The following is a 16972-nucleotide window of genomic DNA, read 5'->3' on the forward strand; positions in this document are numbered from 1 at the left end:
GTCGGAGCGGGTCCGACGGGCGGAGGGCGCCCCTCGACGGTCTACCCGACTGAGGGCGCCCTTCGGTCGGGACGTGGGCCGGTCGGCTGGTAGCGGGCCTCGGCCCGACGAGTGAGTGTCGTGAGCGCCCGGAACCACGGGGGCTGCTCGGGCAGCGTCCAGCCCGGGCGCGGCACGCTCACGTCGTCCCCGTCGCCGGGCAGCACCCGGGCGAGCAGCCCGGCGAGCCTCGTCGTCAACCCCGGGGCCACCCCGTGGAGGCGGGCGCCGACCATCGCGGCGGGCGTGAGGAAGCGCTCGGCGCGGCCGGCCAGGGTCGCGGCGACGATGCTGCGGGCGGCGTGCGGCGCGGACGTCGACAGCACCGGGAGGCTGTCCAGCGCCGCGAACCAGCGGTACTCCGCCTCCCGGTCGCCCGCGACGAGCGCCTGGCGGGGCGAGCCGGTGCGCAGCAGGCCCGGCATCACCGTGGTGACCGTGATCCCGTGCGGCGCGAGCTCGGTGCGCAGCGCCTCGGAGAAGCCGCGCACCGCGAACTTCCCGGCGGTGTAGGGCAGCAGGTGCGGCACCGGCACCGCTCCCCCGACCGAGCTCACGATCCCGATGCGCCCGGACCCGCGCCGACGCATCGCCTCGGCCGCTCGCAGCACCGGGTACGCGACCGGCCGGAAGACCGCGTCGTGCAGTCCCACCACGTCCGCGCTCGTGAGCGCCTCGACCGGCCCCACGCTGATGACCCCGGCGCACGCCACCACCACGTCGAGCCCGCCCAGGGCCGCCTCGGCCGCGTCGACGCAGGCCTCGGCGTGGTCCCGCTCCGCGAGGTCGGAGGGGTGGACGCTCACCCGCGCGCCGGTGGCCTCGAGCTCGGGCCGCGCGGCCTCGAGGTCGTCGGCGCTGCGGGCGGCGACGGCCAGGTCGTAGCCCGCGCGGCCCAGTTCGGTCGCCACCAGCAGGCCCAGCCCACGGCTGGCTCCGAGGACGAGGGCTCCGGGTCTCGACGTCGACGTCATCGCTGCGGGTGGACGGCTGGTCGGCCGGAGTAAACGTCCCGCGTCCGGACGGTGCGCTCCGGGTACCGTCCGGGGCGCTCGACCGCGCGGATCACGCCGCGGCCCGCTCCCTGACCTCGGCGTAGGCGCCGTCCCGGGCGAGCCGGGCGAGCGCCCCGGTCAGGCGACGCAGCTCCTCCGGGGAGTGGGTGCGGGCGGCCAACCCGTCGGTGTCCGTCGCGAGACCGAGTTCGCGGGCGGCGCCCACCGCCGCGTCGCCGGCGAAGGGGTACAACTCCGGCCACCACACCTGCACCTCGCGCACGAACGCCTCGGCCGACGGGGCGTCGACCCCCGGGAGCGCTGCGAGCCGGGCGACCAGGGCCGCCGGGTGGCCGTCGGCGTCCCGCCGCAGCCGCGCGAGGTCGGTCGCGTCGTCCCGCAGCGCCTCGGCGAGCCGGTGCAGCGCGCCCGCGAGGTCCGAGGCCGCATCGTCCACCGCGGTGCCCTCGCCGCCCTCGACCGACGCGCCGAGGCTCGTCGCGACGTCGGCGGGGTCGGCCGCGGCGACCTCCGCGGCCGAGCGCCACCGGCCCAGCACCGAGCCGACGGCGTCGGCGGTGGCCGCGGAGTCGCCGTGCGCGGTCACGACGACGGCGGCCACGAGCAGCCCGAACAGCCGGGCGGTCTCGTCGCCGCGCTCGGGGAGGGCGGCCGTGGGCACGGCGCCCTCGCGTTCGAGCACCGCCGTCATGAGCCGTTCGTCGTCCATGGGGACCTCCTCTCAGCCGGCCGGGACACCCGGCCAGGTCGCGACCCGCAGCTCCACCCGCCCGTCGCGCACCCGTGCGGGGAACGGTGCGGCGGGGGCAGTGGCGGGTCCGTGCATCACCCGACCGTCGTCGAGCCGGAAGACGCTGCCGTGCCAGGGGCACTCCAGGCAGGCGTCGCCGTCGACGTCGGTCACCTTCCCGTCGGACAGCGGGGCCGAGGCGTGCGGGCAGCGCTGGCCGAGGGCCCGGATCTCGTCGCCTCGGCGCACCACCACGACGCGCACCTCGCCCACGCGACGCTCCACCGGCTCGCCGTCCGGAAGATCGGCGACCGCGCCGGCGTCGGTCCAGTCCTCCGGGCCGATGTGGGGGTAGTCCTCGGCGTGGTTCGCCCCGAGCGCCTGGTGGTAGCTCAGGTGCCCGCCGAGCGCGGCGCCCGCCGAGCCGACCGTCAACGCGGCCCAGCCCCACAGCGCGCCGCGGGTGCTGCGTCCGCGCAGCCGCGCGCCGAGGGACATCACGTAGCCCGCGAGCATCGTGATGTTGGCGGCCGCGTGCACGATGCCGACGCGCTGCTGCTCCTCGTGGGCCTGCGAGTAGTCCGCCCACCCCGCGGCGGCCGTGGGCACGGCCGTCAGCAGCCCGACCCCGATGAGCGCGGCAGCGGGCCGCCGGGTGCGGGGCACGAGGTCGAGCAGGCCGGCGGAGACGAAGCTGCCGAACGAGGCCTGGGCCAGGATCGGGTGCAGCGGGTGGCCGATCGGCACGCCGTGCAGGACGTCGGCGATCCTCCGGTCCGTCAGGACCTTGTTCACGAGGTCGCGGGCGGGCGCGGCGACCCGGTCGAGTGCCTCCGCGCGAGCGATCCGGTCGATGTCGTCGAAGGGGCGCATGGGCTCGCTCTCTCGGGCGGGGAGTGGTCCCTCCGGGTGCCCGACCCCCACCCGCGATCACACCTGCTCAGCGGCCCTTCTGCTGCTGCTCCTTCTCGCGCTCCCGGCCGGAGCGCTCCGACGCCTCGGCCTCGGCGTCGGGATCGTCCGTCCGGCCGTTCGGGTAGGGCTCCGAGCCGGGCGGCGGCTCCACGATGCGGGCGCTGAAGAGCATCATCATGACGAAGCCCAGCAGGGCGAGGGCGATGTGCAGGAAGTGGTCCGGTCCGTTGAGCTGCAGCCAGCCCGGCTGCGCCACGTTCGCCCCGGCCGTCAGCCCCATCAGGTAGATCACCAGGTAGGCGGCGAACTGCAGGACGCACCACCGGCGCGACCACCGGCGCGCCACGGTCGCCACCGCGCCGAGCACGGCGGTGACCGCGAGCAGCACCGCGTGGGCCGGGGTGATGAGCAGGTTGAGGACGTGGGCCGGGCTGCCCGAGGTCGCGTCCGCCACGAACCCCCACACGGCGAGGACCGCCAGCAGCACGCTCTGCCCGGCGAGCAGGGACGTGGCGATCCGCCCGAGGAACCCCTCGTGGGGCACGGAAGGCTTCGGGTTGCCCTGCTCGTCGTACCCGGACGGGACGTAGGGGCCCGACGAGGAGCGCCCCGCCGCGTCGTGCACCGACGACCGACCCGGGTCGTCGCTCTGCGCGGCCGGGTCGTAGTCGGTGGATCGCTCACTCATGGGTCAGGCAACCCGATCCGACCCGCCGACCACACCCGGCATCCGTCACGTCCCGATCCCGGCCCGTCGCCGGTAGGACGCCACGAACTCCGGCAGTGCCGGACCCCGCGGTCGTCGCCCGGGCACGACGTCGCAGGTCCCCGTCTTGGTGTCCATGATGTGGACGTTGGGGTCGAGCGAGATGCCGATCAGCTCGTTCGCCGCGTCGCCGGTCACCAGGCCGTTCGGCCCCCAGTGCCACGGGAGCCCGATCTGGTGCACGGTGTGGCCATCGATCCGCAGCGGCTTGCACCGCTCGGTGACCACCACGCGCGCCTCGATCGCCGACCGGGCCGTGACGATCGTGGCCCACCCGGTGTGCTCCAGGCCGCGCTCGGCCGCCAGCGCCGGCGAGACCTCGACGAACATCTCCGGCGCGAGCTCGGCGAGGTAGGGCGTCCACCGGCTCATCCCGCCCGCCGTGTGGTGCTCGGCGATGCGGAAGGTCGAGAAGGCGATCGGGTAGACCTCGGAGCCCGGCTGCCCGTCCGGCGGGTTGTACCGGTTGTCGGGCCGGTCGAAGCGTTGCCGGGCCGGGTTCGCCCGCGATCCGGGGTGCAGCGCGTTGCGTGCCGGGGACTCCTCCGGCTCGTAGTGCACCGGCAGCGGGCCGTCCGCGAGCCCGGTCGGCACGTAGAGCCACGCCCGACCGTCCGCCTGCATGATGAACGGCTCGTCCCCACCGATGGCGTCCTGCGCCTGCGCCCCCTCCGGCGGCCGGTACGACGGCGGCTTCTCCGCCTCGAAGTCGGGGACGTCGTGGCCGGTCCAGCGCCCCTGCTCGGGGTCCCACCAGACGTAGGCCTTGCGCTCGCTCCACGGCCGTCCCTCGGGGTCGGCCGAGGCGCGGTTGTAGAGCACGCGCCGGTTCATCGGCCACGCCCAGCCCCACTCCAGCGCCGCCGGACTCTCCCCGCCGGCGGGCTTCCGGCGTGCCGCCTGGTTCACGCCGTCGGCGAACACACCCGAGTAGATCCAGCACCCGCAGGCGGTGGACCCGTCGTCGTGCAGCTCGGTGTAGCCGGCCACCGGGCTGCCGTCCGCGACCCGGTAGCCCGAGATCTCCCGCAGCACCGCGTGGGCGTCGGGGTCACCGTGCGGCCCCTCGGTCGGGTAGTCCCAGGTCAGGTCGAGGATCGCCCGGTCCCGGTCGAGCTGGGCGTCCGCGAGGCGGGCGCGGATGCGGTGGCCGAGCTGGTGGACGAACCACAGGTCGCTGCGGGCGTCGCCCGGCGGCTCGACCGCCTGGTGGCGCCACTGCAGCAGCCGCTGGGTGTTGGTGAAGGAGCCGGCCTTCTCGATGTGCGTGGCCGCGGGGAGCAGGAACACCTCGGTGTCGATGTCCTCGGTGCGCATCTCCCCGGTCTCGATCTCGGGGCCGTTCTTCCAGAACGTCGCGGTCTCGATCTCCTGCAGGTCGCGCACGACGAGCCACTTGAGCTTCGACAGCCCGTGGCGCTGCTGCTGGGAGTTGGTGGTGCCGACGGCCGGGTTCTCCCCGAGGACGAAGTAGCCCTCGCAGTGGCCGTCGATCATGTTCAGCACGGTGGTGAACGTCGAGTGGTCACCGGTGATCCGCGGCATGCGGTCGAAGTAGTAGTCGTTCTCCGCGGTGGCTGCCTCGCCCCACCACGCCTTGAGCATGCTGATCATGTAGGAGGGCATGTTCCCCCAGAAGCCCTTCTGCGCGGCGTCCGCAGCGAGGAAGTCGGAGAGGTGCATCTCCTGGTGGGCGTTGGGCATGGGGATGTAGCCCGGCAGCAGGTCGTAGAGCGTCGGGATGTCCGTCGAGCCCTGGATCGTGGCGTGCCCGCGCAGCGCCATGATCCCGCCGCCGGGCCGGCCCATGTTGCCGAGCAGCGCCTGCAGGATCGAGGCGCACCGGATGTACTGCACGCCCACCGTGTGCTGCGTCCAGCCGACCGAGTAGACCCACATCGTGGTGCGCTCGCGGCCGGAGTTCGCGCAGATCGCCTCCGCGACCTGGGTGAACTGCTCGGGGCTCATCCCGCACACCGACGACACCATCTCGGGCGTGTAGCGCGCGAAGTGGCGCTTGAGCACCTGGTAGACGCAGCGCGGGTGCTGCAGCGTGTCGTCGCGGACGGGGTCGCCGCGCAGCGTCGCCCCGCCCGACCCGGTGGTCTCGGACTGCCCGAGCAGGTGACTGACCCGGTGGGTCTCGGCGTCGCCGTCGTCGGTCGCGCCCGGCTCACGGCGGCGCCACTGGTCGCGGTTGCCCGACGCCGCCGCCACCTCGACGCCCTCGTACTGCCAGCTCGAGGTGTCGTAGCTGCGGGTCGCGGGGTCCCAGCCGGAGAACAGCCCGTCCTCGTCACCCGCGTCGACGAACTCCTCGCGGGTGAGCATGGGGGCGTTGGTGTAGGCGACGACGTAGTCGCGGAAGTCCCGCTCGTTCGAGAGCACGTAGTTGATCAGCCCGCCGAGGAACGCGATGTCCGTGCCGGGGCGGATCGGGACGTGGGCGTCCGCGACGGCCGACGTGCGGGTGAAGCGCGGGTCGACGTGGATGATCTTCGCGCCGCGACGCTTGGCCTCCATGACCCACTGGAAGCCCACCGGGTGGGCCTCCGCCATGTTCGAGCCCTCCAGGACCACGCAGTCGGCCTCCGCGATGTCCTGCTGGGAGTTGGTGGCGCCGCCGCGCCCGAAGCTGGTCCCCAGACCGGGGACGGTGGAGGAGTGTCAAATGCGCGCCTGGTTCTCCACCTGGACGGCGCCGAGCGCGGTGTAGAGCTTCTTGAGGAGGTAGTTCTCCTCGTTGTCGAGGGTGGCGCCGCCGAGGTGGGCGATGCCCAGGGTGCGGTTGAGCACCCGGCCCTCGTCGTCGGTGTCCTGCCAGGTCCGTGCCCGGGTGTCCACGACGCGGTCGGCGATCATGTCCATCGCCGTGCCGAGGTCGAGGTCCTCCCAGTCGGTGCCCCCCGGGCGCCGGTAGCGGACCTTCGTGATCCGCGACGGCGAGGTGACCAGCGACAGGCTCGACGAGCCGCGCGGGCAGAGCCGCCCGCGGCTGATCGGCGAGTCGGGATCGCCCTCGATGTGGGTGACCCGACCCTCCTTCGAGTAGATCCGTTGCCCGCAGCCGACCGCGCAGAACGGGCAGACCGAGCGGGTGACGGTGTCGGCCTCGTCGGTGCGGGGCTTCCAGGGTTCCGGCGCATTGGACCGCGCGGCATCGCCGCGGCCCAGCGGGTCGGCCCCGGTGAGCTGGCGGAACAGCGGCCAACGGCGGACGAGCTGCAGCGGATCCACGACTACGACCTCTCGGACGACGGCGGGTCGGTCCGGCTGCGAGGTCAACCGCACCGAACAGGGTGCCAGGGACGCGGCCCCGCCGCGCGGTCAGTGCTCCGGCACCGACCCGGCGCGGTGGCAACCGGGTGGTGCGGGCGCGCGGATGCCCACCACCGTTCGGCCGGTACACCTGTGAGCTCGACGCCGCTACGCTGACCCGGTCCGATCCGCGATCCGATCGGGCTCACTCGGGTTGACGTCTGCAGCTCGTCCGGCGAGCAGCCCGCCCGAGGAGGCACCGTGAGCGCCATCGGCCCGGAGATCCACCGCCGTCCCCACATCGGCGTCGACGTCCACCCGCGCGCCGTGCGCGTCCGGATGCAGGGCGACCTCGACGCCGGGGCGGCGCCGCGCCTCGACCGGGTGCTCACCGAGACGATCTCGCAGGTGGCGACCCCGAGCGGGCCGGTCACACGGATGACGATCGACCTCGAGGCGGTCGACGTGCTCGCCGCCGCGGGGATGACGGTGCTGCTCCGCGCGCGGGACGCGGCCGAGGGCCTCGGCCTGGTCTACGTCGTCTGCGTCAACCCGCGCGGGCGGCGCGCCCTCGCGATGGCGGGCCTGGACCGGTGCCTGCTGCCTCAGCCGACGAGCGACCGCACCGCCGCCGGGTCGGGGCCGTCGGGCTCGATGAGCACGATCGCGTCGTCGAACCCAGCCTCGGAGTAGCGCGCGAGGGCGTCGCGGGTGGCGCCGAGATCCGTCGTCGGGACGGCGCAGACGAGGGCCCGACCACCGCCGGCCGCGCGGAAGCGGGCGTGTGCCTCGACGATCTCGTCGGGCGTCGTGCGGTAGCCCGAGGCCAGCCAGCCGTCGAAGTCGCGGGCGGCGCGCTCGACGTTCGCGCCCCAGGAGCCGAGCAGCAGCGGCGGGAGCGGGACGCCGTGCGGGGCGAGCCGGGCCCGGTCGTCCCCGCCCGCCGCGAGCAGGGTGCGCAGCCGTGGGACGGACGCGCGGAACGTGCGGAAGCGGGCGCCGTGGTCGGCCTCGAGGGCGGCGTAGTCGTCGGCGGTGGACCCCGGGCTGAGCCCGAGGGTCAGCCGGTCCCCGCAGACCTGCGCCAGGGACAGGAACCGGTGGGCGAGGTCGGCGGGGTGGTGCAGCGGGACCTGCACGGTCGCGGTGCCGAGCTCCACGTCCTCGGTGACGGCCGCCGCGGCGGCGAGGACGACGCAGGGGTCGGGCACGAGGGTCCCGCGGCCGACGATCTCCGGGGTCCAGAGCCCCTCGAACCCCTCGCCCGCCAGCCGGCGCGCCCACTCCGCGACGGGGTAGGGGTCACCCGGGGACAGGTGGACGAGCGTCGCGCCGAGTCGCACGGGACATGATCGTAGAGCCGGATCCGCCGGCGGACGGCCTTCGTCGGATGGACACCGACTTCGTCCGCGAACTACCGTGACGGCGTCACCGGCCGCCCTCGCGCGCCGTGCGGCTTCACCTCCGAGGCCGCGGATGCCCGTGCACCCGCGCCCCGGAGGCCCGCATGCCCGTCCCGCCGCGCCGCACCCGACGACCCTCGCCGCCCTCGCCCTCCCCGGACGGCCACCTCGGCGCACTGCGGCGCACGCTGGGCACCGCGATCGACATGCTGGGCGACCTCCGGTCGCTGCACCCCGCCGTCGCCTCCGGGCACCTCGAGCGGCACCTGCGCGCGGAGGTCGAGCGGGCCGAGCGCATCGGCGACTCCTCGGGTGCCGTCCCGGCGCTGCGCACGGCGTGCGCCCACCTCGCGACCCGCTCCTACGAGGACGCCTACCTCGCGCTCGTCACGGCGTCGAGCCTGCTGCCGCGCGCCCGACCCGCCCGGGCGGGAGCGCGACCGGTGTCCTAGGCGTCAGACCCGCTCGCGGGACAGCGTCAGCAGCCGGTCGTCGGGGGTGAAGAGCCGGCGCACGAGGCCGAGGGCGACCACGCTCGTCGTCGTGGCCGCCGCGGCGAGCACGAGGAACATGACGACGGCCTGCACCAGCACCGCCTGCAGCGGCGGCACCCCGGCCAGGATCAGCCCCGTCATCGCGCCGGGCAGGAAGACCAGGCCCGTGGCCTTCGTCGTCTCGATCTGCGGGCTCAGCGCGGAGCGCAGCACGCCGCGCAGGTAGGGCCGGGCGGCGTCGCGGCCGGGCTGCCCGAGCGCGAGCCGCGCCTCGATCTCGGCCCGCTTGTCGGCGAACTCCTCCTGCAGCCGTCGGCCCGCGAGCACCGTCGAGGTCATGGCGTTCCCGACGATGAGGCCCGCCATCGGCACCAGCGTGCGCGAGGTCAGCGGGAACACCCCGAGACCGAACAGCACGAGCAGGCAGACCGCGCCCGCCGCGAGGAAGGCGGCGCCCGCGACGGGCAGCAGGCCCGGGATGGAGGGCGCCCGCTGCTTCGCGGTGTACGCGGCGTAGGCCAGCATCGCCGCGACCCAGAGCCACGACCACAACAGCGACACCCCGGGCACGAGCAGCAGCGCGAGGACCCCGCCCACGATCAGCAGCTGCACCAGGGCCCGCAGGGCGGCCCAGACGATGCTGCGCTCGAGCCCGAGCCGCCACGCCAGCGAGATGCCCGCGGCGACGACGACGAGGACCAGCGAGACGGCCAGTCCGGTCCAGCTGATGGTCACGACGTCCTCCTGCGGGCGAGGTCCCACTCCCGGCTCTCGGTCAGGCCGCCGTCGCGCAGTTCGAGCACCCGGTCGGCCACCCGGCGCACCTGCCCGTCATCGTGGCCGACCCAGACCACCGTGAGGTCGCCGTCGTCGACGAGGCGCAGCACCGTGCGCTCGAACTCGCGCGCGGGCGTGGCGTCGAGCGCCGAGGTCGGCTCGTCGAGGAGCAGCGTCTCGGGCGAGGTGATGAGCGTGCGCGCGAGACACATGCGCTGCAGCTCGCCGCCGGAGAGGGTGTCGGCGTCGCGGTCGAGCAGTTCCGGGTCGAGCGAGACGCGCTGCAGGGCCTCCCCCATCGTGTCCCGGTCGGCGTCCGGCGCGGCCACGGCGAGGTTGCCGGCGACGGTGCCCGCGAACGGGGTGGCGCGCTGGAAGACCATGCCGACCCGACGGCGGAGCCGGTGCGGGTCGAGCTCGTCGAGCGGGGTGCCGTCGTAGGTGATGGACCCGTCGTCGGGAACGTCGAGGCGGTCGAGCAGCCGCAGCAGCGTCGACTTCCCCGCGCCGGACGGACCCCAGAGGGCCGTGACGCCCTGCCCGGGGATCTCCGCGTCCACCCCGTCGAGGACGGCGCGCCCCCCGTGGCGGACCGTCACGCCGCGCAGGACGAAGCCTGCGGTCATCGTCGCCTCCTCAGCGCACGGCGACCGGGGGCGCGGACCGCGCCGCCCGGTGGGCCAGGAGCATCCGTCGGCCGACGAGCACCCCGGTCCCGGCCAGCACCATTGCCGCTGCGGCCACCAGCCATGCCGCGGTGAACGACACAGTCCCCGCGAGGAGGCCGAACCCCACCGGTCCGAGGAAGCCGCCCGCGTACACGCCGACCTGCACGATCGCCGTCGCGGCGGCCGGCGCCTCGGGATTGAGGCGCACCACCGCGAACTGCAGCAGCCCCGGCCAGGACCACCCCAGCCCGAACCCGAGGACCACCCCGACGACGAGCGCCACCGGCCTCGGCAGCGCCAGGAGCACCAGCCCGACGGCACCGGCGAGCAGGCAGCCCGCCACCACCGCGACGTGACCACCGGGGCGTCGCCCCGTCGCTGCGCCCGCCTCGTCGCGCCGGTCGGCCAGCCAGCCCAGGAACACCCGCATGACGAGCCCGACGACGCTGCCCATCGTCAGGACGAGGCCCGCGAGGCCGGGCGAGACGCCGCGGTCGACGGCGGAGGCCACCAGGAAGATGCCGAGCCCGGTCGCGGCGGCGGCGCCGAGCCCGGACGCGGCCCCGGCTTGTCACCGCCGACCCGAAGCGCTCGACGAGCCGCCCGACCGGCAGCGACATCAGCGCCGAGACCCCGAAGTAGGCGGCGACGAGCAGACCGAGCACCGCCGGGTCGAACCCCAGCTCCGCGCCCACCTGCACCGAGGACGCCCCGAGCAGGAACACGGGCAGCACGGTCGCCGTGGTGATCGCGACCGCCCCGGCGCCGACCCGCCACGCTCGCAGTTCGCTCATCCTGAGCCACGCTCACGGACATAGCGGACGGCGTGGCCGTCACGCGCAGCACATCCTGGGAGTCCGGGACGCGAGGTGGGTAGCCAATCCATCATGGCTCACCTGGTCGCTGCGGTCGTCGGCCTCGTCATCGTCACCGCCCTGGTGCGTGCCGGGGCGCGACGCACCGGGGTGCCCGACCCGATCGCCCTGCTCCTCGTGGGCGTCGCCGCGTCGTGGATCCCGGGGCTCCCCGACTACCGCATCGACCCCGACCTCGTCCTCGTGGTCGTCCTCCCCGTACTGCTCTACTGCGCCGGGTTCGCCGCGTCGGTGCCGGCCTTCCGGATCCACCTGCGTCCGATCCTGCTGATGGCGGTGGGCCTGACGCTCGCGTCCACGCTGGCGGTCGGTGCGGTCGCCGCCTGGTTCGTGCCCGGCCTCGGCTTCGCGGGCGCGTGCGCCCTCGGGGCCGTCGTCGCACCCCCGGACGCGGTGGCGGCGACCGCGATCGCCCGCACCATCCGCCTCCCCCGCCGGGTGGTCGCCCTCCTCGAGGGCGAGAGCCTGTTCAACGACGCGGCGGCGCTGACCGCCCTGACCGTCGCGGTGGCCGCCGTGAGCGGCGCGACCTCGTTCGCGGGCGCCGCCGGCGAGTTCGCGGTCGTCGCGCTGGGTGGTGTGGCCGTCGGCGGGGCCGTCGGGCTCGCGATCGGCTGGGTCCGGAAGCGGGTGCTGCACCCCTACACCGACGTGGTCGTCTTCCTCGTCGCGCCGTTCGTGGTCTACCTGCCCGCCGAGGAGCTCGGGGTGTCCGGCCTCGTCGCCGTCGTCGTCGCCGGGCTCTACCTGGGCCACCGCGCGACGACGATCATGGAGCCGGGCGCGCGGGTGGTCACCGGCGCCGTCCGCACCGCCGTGTCCTGGCTGCTCGAGGGCATGGTGTTCCTGGTGGTCGGCCTGCAGCTGCGCACGGTCGTCACGGGCATCTCCGGGATGCCGGCGCTCTCGGTGGCCGGGGTGACCGTCGCCGTCGTCGTGACCCTGGTCGTGGTCCGGTTCGCGTGGGTGGTGCTCACCGAGCAGGTCGCGGGCACCGCGCTCGGGCGCCGGCACGCGTCGTGGTCGGAGTCGATCCTGACCTCGTGGGCCGGGATGCGCGGCGCGGTCTCCCTCGCCGCGGTGCTGACCCTGCCGGTCGCGTTCCCGCAGCGCGACCTCGTCGTCTTCGTGACCTTCGTGGTCATCCTCGTGACCCTGCTCGGCCAGGGGCTCACGCTGCCCGCCCTGGCCCGACGGCTGCCCAGCGCCCACGACGAGGCCGGCCAGGAGGCCCAAGAGGAGGCGCGCGCCCGGCGGCTCGCCGCGGACGCCGCGCTGGAGTGCCTCGAGGAGATCGAGCGGGAGAACCCCGGCCGCGAGCCCGTCGTCGAGCAGCTGCGACGGCGGGTGAACAACCGGATGGAGGCGGCCTCCGAGGCGCTCGAGGCCGCGTCCGACGCCTTCGACGCCGAGGCCTCGGGCCGGGGTGGCGCCGTGGAGTCGGTCACCGAGTGCGAGGAGGACCACGGGGACGACACCCGGTCCGACGACGGGGACGACCGCAGCCGTGAGGGCGTCCGCGACACCTACCGCCGCTACGGGCAGGCGATGCTGGTGGCCGAACGGTCGCGGCTGCTGGCCCTGCGCGACGCCGGGACCCTCAACGAGGAGGCGTTCGTGCGCCTCCAGCACGAGCTCGACCTGGAGCAGGCCGCCCTGACCGTGCGGTAGGGGCGGGGCCGGGCGTGTGTCAGCGGTGGCACACGGCTGACGTCCCGTGTCAGCGGTGGCACACGGCTGTCCGCCGGGCCGACCTGTCGCGGGCTCCCGACCGGGCTGACCCGACTTGTCGTTGTGATTCACAGCGACAAGGCGCCGGGTCGGGGCCGACTCCCCACGACAGGGCGGCACCCCGACCCGACGTCAGGAAGGCTCCACCAGCAGCGCCACACCACGACGGGCCGGCAGGTCGACGGCGAAGGCGTGCAGGTCGTCGACGAACCCGAGCGGCTCCTGGCTGAACATGTCGAGCACCGCACCACCGGGCGCGAGGGCCTCGGAGCGCACCGTCCCGCGCACCGGCTCGGCGGCGAAGTTCAGCACCGTCAGGGCGTGCGAGCCGCTGTCGAGCTCGTGCACGAGCACGAGCAGGCCCGGGTGGGAGACGTCGGGGATGTCGACCTGCCGCGACGTGGCGATGCCGTAGTGCTTGCGCACCGCGAGGATCGCCTGGAGCTGGCGGGCGAAGCTGGTCTCGTCGGCGAGCTGCTCGGGCAGCGTGCCGTAGAGGCTCCGCCCGCGGGGCATGCCCTCGGCGGACCGGTCGGCGTCCGGCGAGAACCCCATGAGGTCGTGTGCGCCGCGGTGGATCCAGCGGGTGTCGCCCTCGGCGACGAGGTCGGCGACGTCGTCGACCGGCAGCGTCAGCATCCCCGTGAGGTCCCAGCCCGAGAGCGCGAAGACGCCGGGCTGCATCGCGTTGAACATCGCGAGCATGAGGTGGACCGCGCGGATCTCCTCGACCTCGGCGGGGCCGATCGCGTCGAGCTCGGTGACACCGATCGAGGCGGCGATGACGGAGGCCATCGTGGAGGCGATGCCGTTGGTGGTGAACACCAGGTTGTAGGGGTGCGCGGGCCCGGCGAGGCCGTCGAGCAGCTCGCCGCGCACGGTCTCGGCCAGCCGGGCGCCGGTGGTCTCCTCGCCGCGGAAGACGACGGTCTCGTCGCGGTGCCCGGCCGCCCAGTGGACGAGCTCGTAGGTCATCTCGTCGTGGTTCTGCAGCGCGTGCACCAGCGAGGCCGGGTCGATCCCGAGGTCGCGGGCGGTGCGCAGACCGAGGCGCAGGAACTCGGCGTCGCCGGTCGCGAGCGCGTGGTGGTAGCCGGGGCGGTTGACGAAGTCGTAGGACAGGTCCGCGCCCGCCTTCCCGACCTCCCGGATGTCGTCCATCGTCAGGTTCAGTTCCTGGAACGTGAATCCGCCGACCTTGCGCACCATGCTCGCGATGAGGTGGTTCGCGGCGCCGGACAGCGGGTGCCCCTCGGACCAGGCCGGGCCGCCGAGGGCCGACTTCTCCACCCCGAGGAAGCCGTTCGCGTCGAGGCGCAGCGCCCCGGAACCGAGGTCGGCCAGCGAGTGCAGCGCGTCGCCGATCGTCAGCCGCATCCCCGCGAACGACGGGTCGAGCCAGTTGATCGAGGGCTGCCCCTCCTTGAAGTAGTGCAGGTACACCCAGCGCCGGGCCACGCCGTCCACCCCGACGACGGCCTTCGTCGCGCTCCAGTTGGTCTCCTTCACCCCGGGCGCGTGGAAGATGACCCGCTGGAGCGCACCGATGATGTAGCCGGCCTTCTCCAGGCGCTCCTCGGTGGCGACGTCGAGGTTCACCGAGTCGCGTCCCGGCGGCACGACCGGCAGCTCCGACCAGTCCTCCGGGTCGATCTCGACCATGTGGAAGATGCCCGGGTAGTCCGCGTGGCCCATCTCGGCGAGGCGGAAGTCGGCCCCCTTGCCGGTGTGGCCGGGCACGACGTCGTCGATCACCGTGCCGCCGTGGAAGGTCGCCATGCCGCACATCGCGCGGAAGTCGGCCTCGGACCCGAACGCCGGGTCGATCACGGTGGAGATGCGGTCGAAGTGGCCGTCGACGCTGGGTGTGTGCTCCCAGCCCGAGATGCCGCCCGCGCGCTTCACCGGGCCGGTGTGCACGCCCTCGATCCCGATCGCGGCGAACGCGCGCCACAGCTCCTCCTCCGCCATGGCGGCGAGGAACGTCTGGCCCGGGCGCGTCATGAACGACAGCGGGTAGGCCGTGAACCACACGCTCGCCGTGTCGACCGCACCGCGCGGGTCCGGGTCGGCGAACGGGTTCTGCCACATCGTGCCGCGACCGGAGAACTGCCGGGCGATGGTGTCGGCGTCCGCGAGCATCGACTGTCCGCGCAGCCAGGCGACGTACGCCGGGTTGGTGCCGGTCGGCTCGCCGTCGCGACCCGCGGGACGGCGCTCGAACGGCGAGCGCACCTTGGGGCGGTGGCGCAGCGCCCGCGGCCGGGCGGGGTGGAAGTGCTCGGCGTACGTGAGGTCGATCGGCCCCGTCCCCTCGTCGACCGGCCCGCTGTCCGCCCCGTCCGCCACCGACGTACCTCCTGCTCCCCACGTGTTTCGAGGCGACATGGTCACACGCTGGCCGGGCGCTCCCGCCGTCGGGATCGCACCCCGGACGGGGGTGTCGTCCTGATTCGATCCAGCCTTCCCGACGACGGGTGTGGTCCGGTCGCGCCGGTCCGCCGAGTGGTCCCCCACCGCGGGGCCGTGGGCTCCCGACGACGCTGTGGGACCGCTCGGTCGTCCGGCCCCCGCGGGCGGACCCGCTAGAGTTGGCGGTACCCGTGGTACCGCTTGGAGGTCGTGTGGCCCGTCGTCGTTCCCGCCGGTCCGACCCGCCCATCGAGGCGCGCGCCGGGGACCGCGGGCTGTCCGCGGGGACCCGGGCGCTGCTCCTGCTCGTCGTGGTGCTGCCCAACGTGATCGGCGCCGGGATCGTGCTGGTCCTCGCGGCCTGGGTGCTGCCGCAGGACCTCGTCGACACCCCGTCCCTGCTCCTGCGCAACCTGATCGTGTTCGCCGGCTACGTGGTGCTCGCCGTGGCGGTCGGCGCCGGTTGGGGCCGCCTGCTGATGCGCATCCGGCCGCTGCGGACCGACGCCGACGAGCGGCAACGGCGCGGGTGGGAACGCCGGTTCCGGCGGGTCGTGCTGGGCGGCCCGGTGCGGCTCGCCGCGGTCCAGACGACGTTGTGGGGCGTCGCCTCGGTGGTGTTCCTGCTGCTCAACGTGTTCGACTCCTGGCGCATCGCGCTGCAGGTCGCGGCCACCGTGATCCTCGGCGGGCTCGCGACCGTGTCGATCACCTACCGGCTCGTGGAGACCGTCCTGCGGGGCGCCGCCCGGCGGGTGCTGGCGTCGCGCCCGCCGTCGGGACGGGTGCTCCCCGGTGTGCTGATGCGGACGCTCGGCGGCTGGTTGTTCGGCACGGCGGTACCCCTGCTCGGGGTGGTGCTCGCCGCCGTCGCGGCCCTGGCCCTCGGCACGTACGACGTGACGCGGCTGGCGGTCGTGGTGGTGGTGCTCGGCGGAGTCGCACTGCTCCTCGGTGGCGCCGTGATCACCCTGACCGCGGTGTCGACCGCCGCCCCCGTCCTCGCGGTACGGCGCGCGTTGAAGAAGGTCGAACGCGGCGACTACGACGTCGACGTCCCCGTCTTCGACACCACCGAACTCGGCCTGCTCCAGGCCGGGTTCAACACCATGGTCTCCGGGCTGCGGGAACGCGAACGGGTCCGCGACCTGTTCGGCCGCCAGGTCGGCGAGGACGTCGCCCGCCACGCCCTGGAGAACGACGTCGAACTCGGGGGCGAGGTCCGCGAGGTCGCCGTGCTCTTCGTCGACCTCGTCGGCTCCACCACCCTGGCCGCGACCCGGCCGCCGAACGAGGTCGTCGAGCTGCTCAACGAGTTCTTCGCGGTCGTCATCGACGTCGTGGAACACCACGGCGGGTGGATCAACAAGTTCGAGGGCGACGCCGCACTCGCGGTGTTCGGCGCACCCACCGACATGNCCGACGCCGCNGGATGTGCGCTGGCGGCGGGGCGGGTGATGGCGGTGCGGCTGGCCGAGGAGGTGTTCCCCGGCTCCGACGGGCTCGGCGCCGGCATCGGGGTCTCCGCCGGGGAAGCGGTCGCCGGGAACATCGGCGACCGGCGCCGCTACGAGNGGTCGTCATCGACGTCGTGGAACACCACGGCGGGTGGATCAACAAGTTCGAGGGCGACGCCGCACTCGCGGTGTTCGGCGCACCCACCGACATGACCGACGCCGCGGGATGTGCGCTGGCGGCGGGGCGGGTGATGGCGGTGCGGCTGGCCGAGGAGGTGTTCCCCGGCTCCGACGGGCTCGGCGCCGGCATCGGGGTCTCCGCCGGGGAAGCGGTCGCCGGGAACATCGGCGACCGGCGCCGCTACGAGTACACCGTGATCGGNGACCCGGTGAACGAGGCCGCCCGGCTCTGCGACCTGGCCAAGGACGTC

At 74.4% G+C, this 16972-nt stretch carries 13 protein-coding genes and 2 pseudogenes; 5 read left to right on the forward strand and 10 right to left on the reverse strand.

Annotation, left to right across the window (positions count from 1 at the left end):
- Nucleotides 1-41: 41 nt before the first annotated feature.
- From A3CO_RS32655 to fdh, 5 genes are all read right to left on the reverse strand, one after another.
- Nucleotides 42-1013 (reverse strand): SDR family NAD(P)-dependent oxidoreductase, encoded by a 972-nt coding sequence (locus A3CO_RS32655; RefSeq protein ID WP_018333352.1) that lies wholly within the window; start codon nucleotides 1011-1013, stop codon nucleotides 42-44.
- A 91-nt stretch (nucleotides 1014-1104) separates the two neighbouring features.
- The gene (locus A3CO_RS35970; RefSeq protein ID WP_018333353.1) at nucleotides 1105-1764 is read right to left on the reverse strand and encodes a hypothetical protein; all 660 of its coding nucleotides are present in this window, start codon (nucleotides 1762-1764) and stop codon (nucleotides 1105-1107) included.
- Nucleotides 1765-1776: 12 nt separating this feature from the next.
- Nucleotides 1777-2658, reverse strand: a complete 882-nt coding sequence (locus tag A3CO_RS0116495) for a Rieske (2Fe-2S) protein (protein WP_018333354.1) — start codon at nucleotides 2656-2658, stop codon at nucleotides 1777-1779.
- A gap of 67 nt (nucleotides 2659-2725) precedes the next feature.
- On the reverse strand, nucleotides 2726-3388 hold the full coding sequence (locus A3CO_RS0116500; protein WP_018333355.1) for a DUF4383 domain-containing protein: 663 nt from the start codon (nucleotides 3386-3388) through the stop codon (nucleotides 2726-2728).
- A 45-nt stretch (nucleotides 3389-3433) separates the two neighbouring features.
- Nucleotides 3434-6703, reverse strand: coding sequence for a formate dehydrogenase (gene fdh, locus A3CO_RS0116505; RefSeq protein WP_169510957.1), 3270 nt, complete (start codon nucleotides 6701-6703; stop codon nucleotides 3434-3436).
- 282 nt (nucleotides 6704-6985) lie between these two features.
- On the opposite strand from fdh, the gene A3CO_RS35975 reads away from it, so the two are divergent.
- Nucleotides 6986-7417: an STAS domain-containing protein gene (locus A3CO_RS35975; RefSeq protein WP_018333358.1), complete on the forward strand. Its 432-nt coding sequence runs from the start codon at nucleotides 6986-6988 to the stop codon at nucleotides 7415-7417.
- Here the strand turns inward: A3CO_RS35975 and A3CO_RS0116520 are convergent.
- Nucleotides 7330-8067 (reverse strand): LLM class flavin-dependent oxidoreductase, encoded by a 738-nt coding sequence (locus tag A3CO_RS0116520; RefSeq protein ID WP_018333359.1) that lies wholly within the window; start codon nucleotides 8065-8067, stop codon nucleotides 7330-7332. The two genes, A3CO_RS35975 and A3CO_RS0116520, sit on opposite strands and share 88 nt — an antisense overlap.
- Before the next feature lie 164 nt (nucleotides 8068-8231).
- Here A3CO_RS0116520 and A3CO_RS0116525 point away from each other — a divergent pair, with 164 nt between their 5' ends.
- The gene (locus A3CO_RS0116525) at nucleotides 8232-8579 is read left to right on the forward strand and encodes a hypothetical protein (protein ID WP_018333360.1); all 348 of its coding nucleotides are present in this window, start codon (nucleotides 8232-8234) and stop codon (nucleotides 8577-8579) included.
- Between the two features lie 3 nt (nucleotides 8580-8582).
- On the opposite strand, the gene A3CO_RS0116530 is transcribed toward A3CO_RS0116525, so the two are convergent.
- The 3 genes and pseudogenes from A3CO_RS0116530 to A3CO_RS34990 form a co-directional block, all read right to left on the reverse strand.
- Nucleotides 8583-9356 carry an ABC transporter permease gene (locus A3CO_RS0116530; protein ID WP_018333361.1) on the reverse strand — a complete coding sequence of 258 codons (774 nt, stop codon included), beginning with the start codon at nucleotides 9354-9356 and terminating at the stop codon, nucleotides 8583-8585.
- A 182-nt stretch (nucleotides 9357-9538) separates the two neighbouring features.
- Nucleotides 9539-10024, reverse strand: a pseudogene (locus tag A3CO_RS0116535) (ATP-binding cassette domain-containing protein); the annotation flags it as partial.
- 10 nt (nucleotides 10025-10034) lie between these two features.
- Complete coding sequence (locus tag A3CO_RS34990; protein WP_018333363.1) at nucleotides 10035-10577, reverse strand: MFS transporter; 543 nt, start codon at nucleotides 10575-10577, stop codon at nucleotides 10035-10037.
- A gap of 376 nt (nucleotides 10578-10953) precedes the next feature.
- Between A3CO_RS34990 and A3CO_RS0116545 the strand changes: the two genes are divergently transcribed.
- Complete coding sequence (locus A3CO_RS0116545; RefSeq protein ID WP_018333364.1) at nucleotides 10954-12612, forward strand: Na+/H+ antiporter; 1659 nt, start codon at nucleotides 10954-10956, stop codon at nucleotides 12610-12612.
- 192 nt (nucleotides 12613-12804) lie between these two features.
- On the opposite strand, the gene treS is transcribed toward A3CO_RS0116545, so the two are convergent.
- The gene (gene treS / locus A3CO_RS0116550) at nucleotides 12805-15021 is read right to left on the reverse strand and encodes a maltose alpha-D-glucosyltransferase (protein ID WP_018333365.1); all 2217 of its coding nucleotides are present in this window, start codon (nucleotides 15019-15021) and stop codon (nucleotides 12805-12807) included.
- A gap of 866 nt (nucleotides 15022-15887) precedes the next feature.
- On the opposite strand from treS, the gene A3CO_RS40410 reads away from it, so the two are divergent.
- Together A3CO_RS40410 and A3CO_RS0116560 are read left to right on the forward strand one after the other, a co-directional pair.
- Nucleotides 15888-16754: an adenylate/guanylate cyclase domain-containing protein gene (locus A3CO_RS40410; RefSeq protein WP_425393413.1), complete on the forward strand. Its 867-nt coding sequence runs from the start codon at nucleotides 15888-15890 to the stop codon at nucleotides 16752-16754.
- Nucleotides 16751-16972 (forward strand): annotated as a pseudogene (locus A3CO_RS0116560) (adenylate/guanylate cyclase domain-containing protein); the annotation flags it as partial. The gene A3CO_RS40410 and the pseudogene A3CO_RS0116560, both read left to right, overlap by 4 nt.

It is taken from the genome of Actinomycetospora chiangmaiensis DSM 45062 (genome assembly GCF_000379625.1).
Classification (GTDB): Bacteria; Actinomycetota; Actinomycetes; order Mycobacteriales; family Pseudonocardiaceae; genus Actinomycetospora; species Actinomycetospora chiangmaiensis.

Bases quoted from the DNA above. Each gene is read 5' to 3' on its own strand.
- A3CO_RS32655 (WP_018333352.1), bottom strand. From the start codon at position 1,013: ATGACGTCGACGTCGAGACCCGGAGCCCTCGTCCTCGGAGCCAGCCGT.
- A3CO_RS35970 (WP_018333353.1), bottom strand. From the start codon at position 1,764: ATGGACGACGAACGGCTCATGACGGCGGTGCTCGAACGCGAGGGCGCC.
- A3CO_RS0116495 (WP_018333354.1), bottom strand. From the start codon at position 2,658: ATGCGCCCCTTCGACGACATCGACCGGATCGCTCGCGCGGAGGCACTC.
- A3CO_RS0116500 (WP_018333355.1), bottom strand. From the start codon at position 3,388: ATGAGTGAGCGATCCACCGACTACGACCCGGCCGCGCAGAGCGACGAC.
- A3CO_RS0116525 (WP_018333360.1), top strand. From the start codon at position 8,232: ATGCCCGTCCCGCCGCGCCGCACCCGACGACCCTCGCCGCCCTCGCCC.
- A3CO_RS0116545 (WP_018333364.1), top strand. From the start codon at position 10,954: ATGGCTCACCTGGTCGCTGCGGTCGTCGGCCTCGTCATCGTCACCGCC.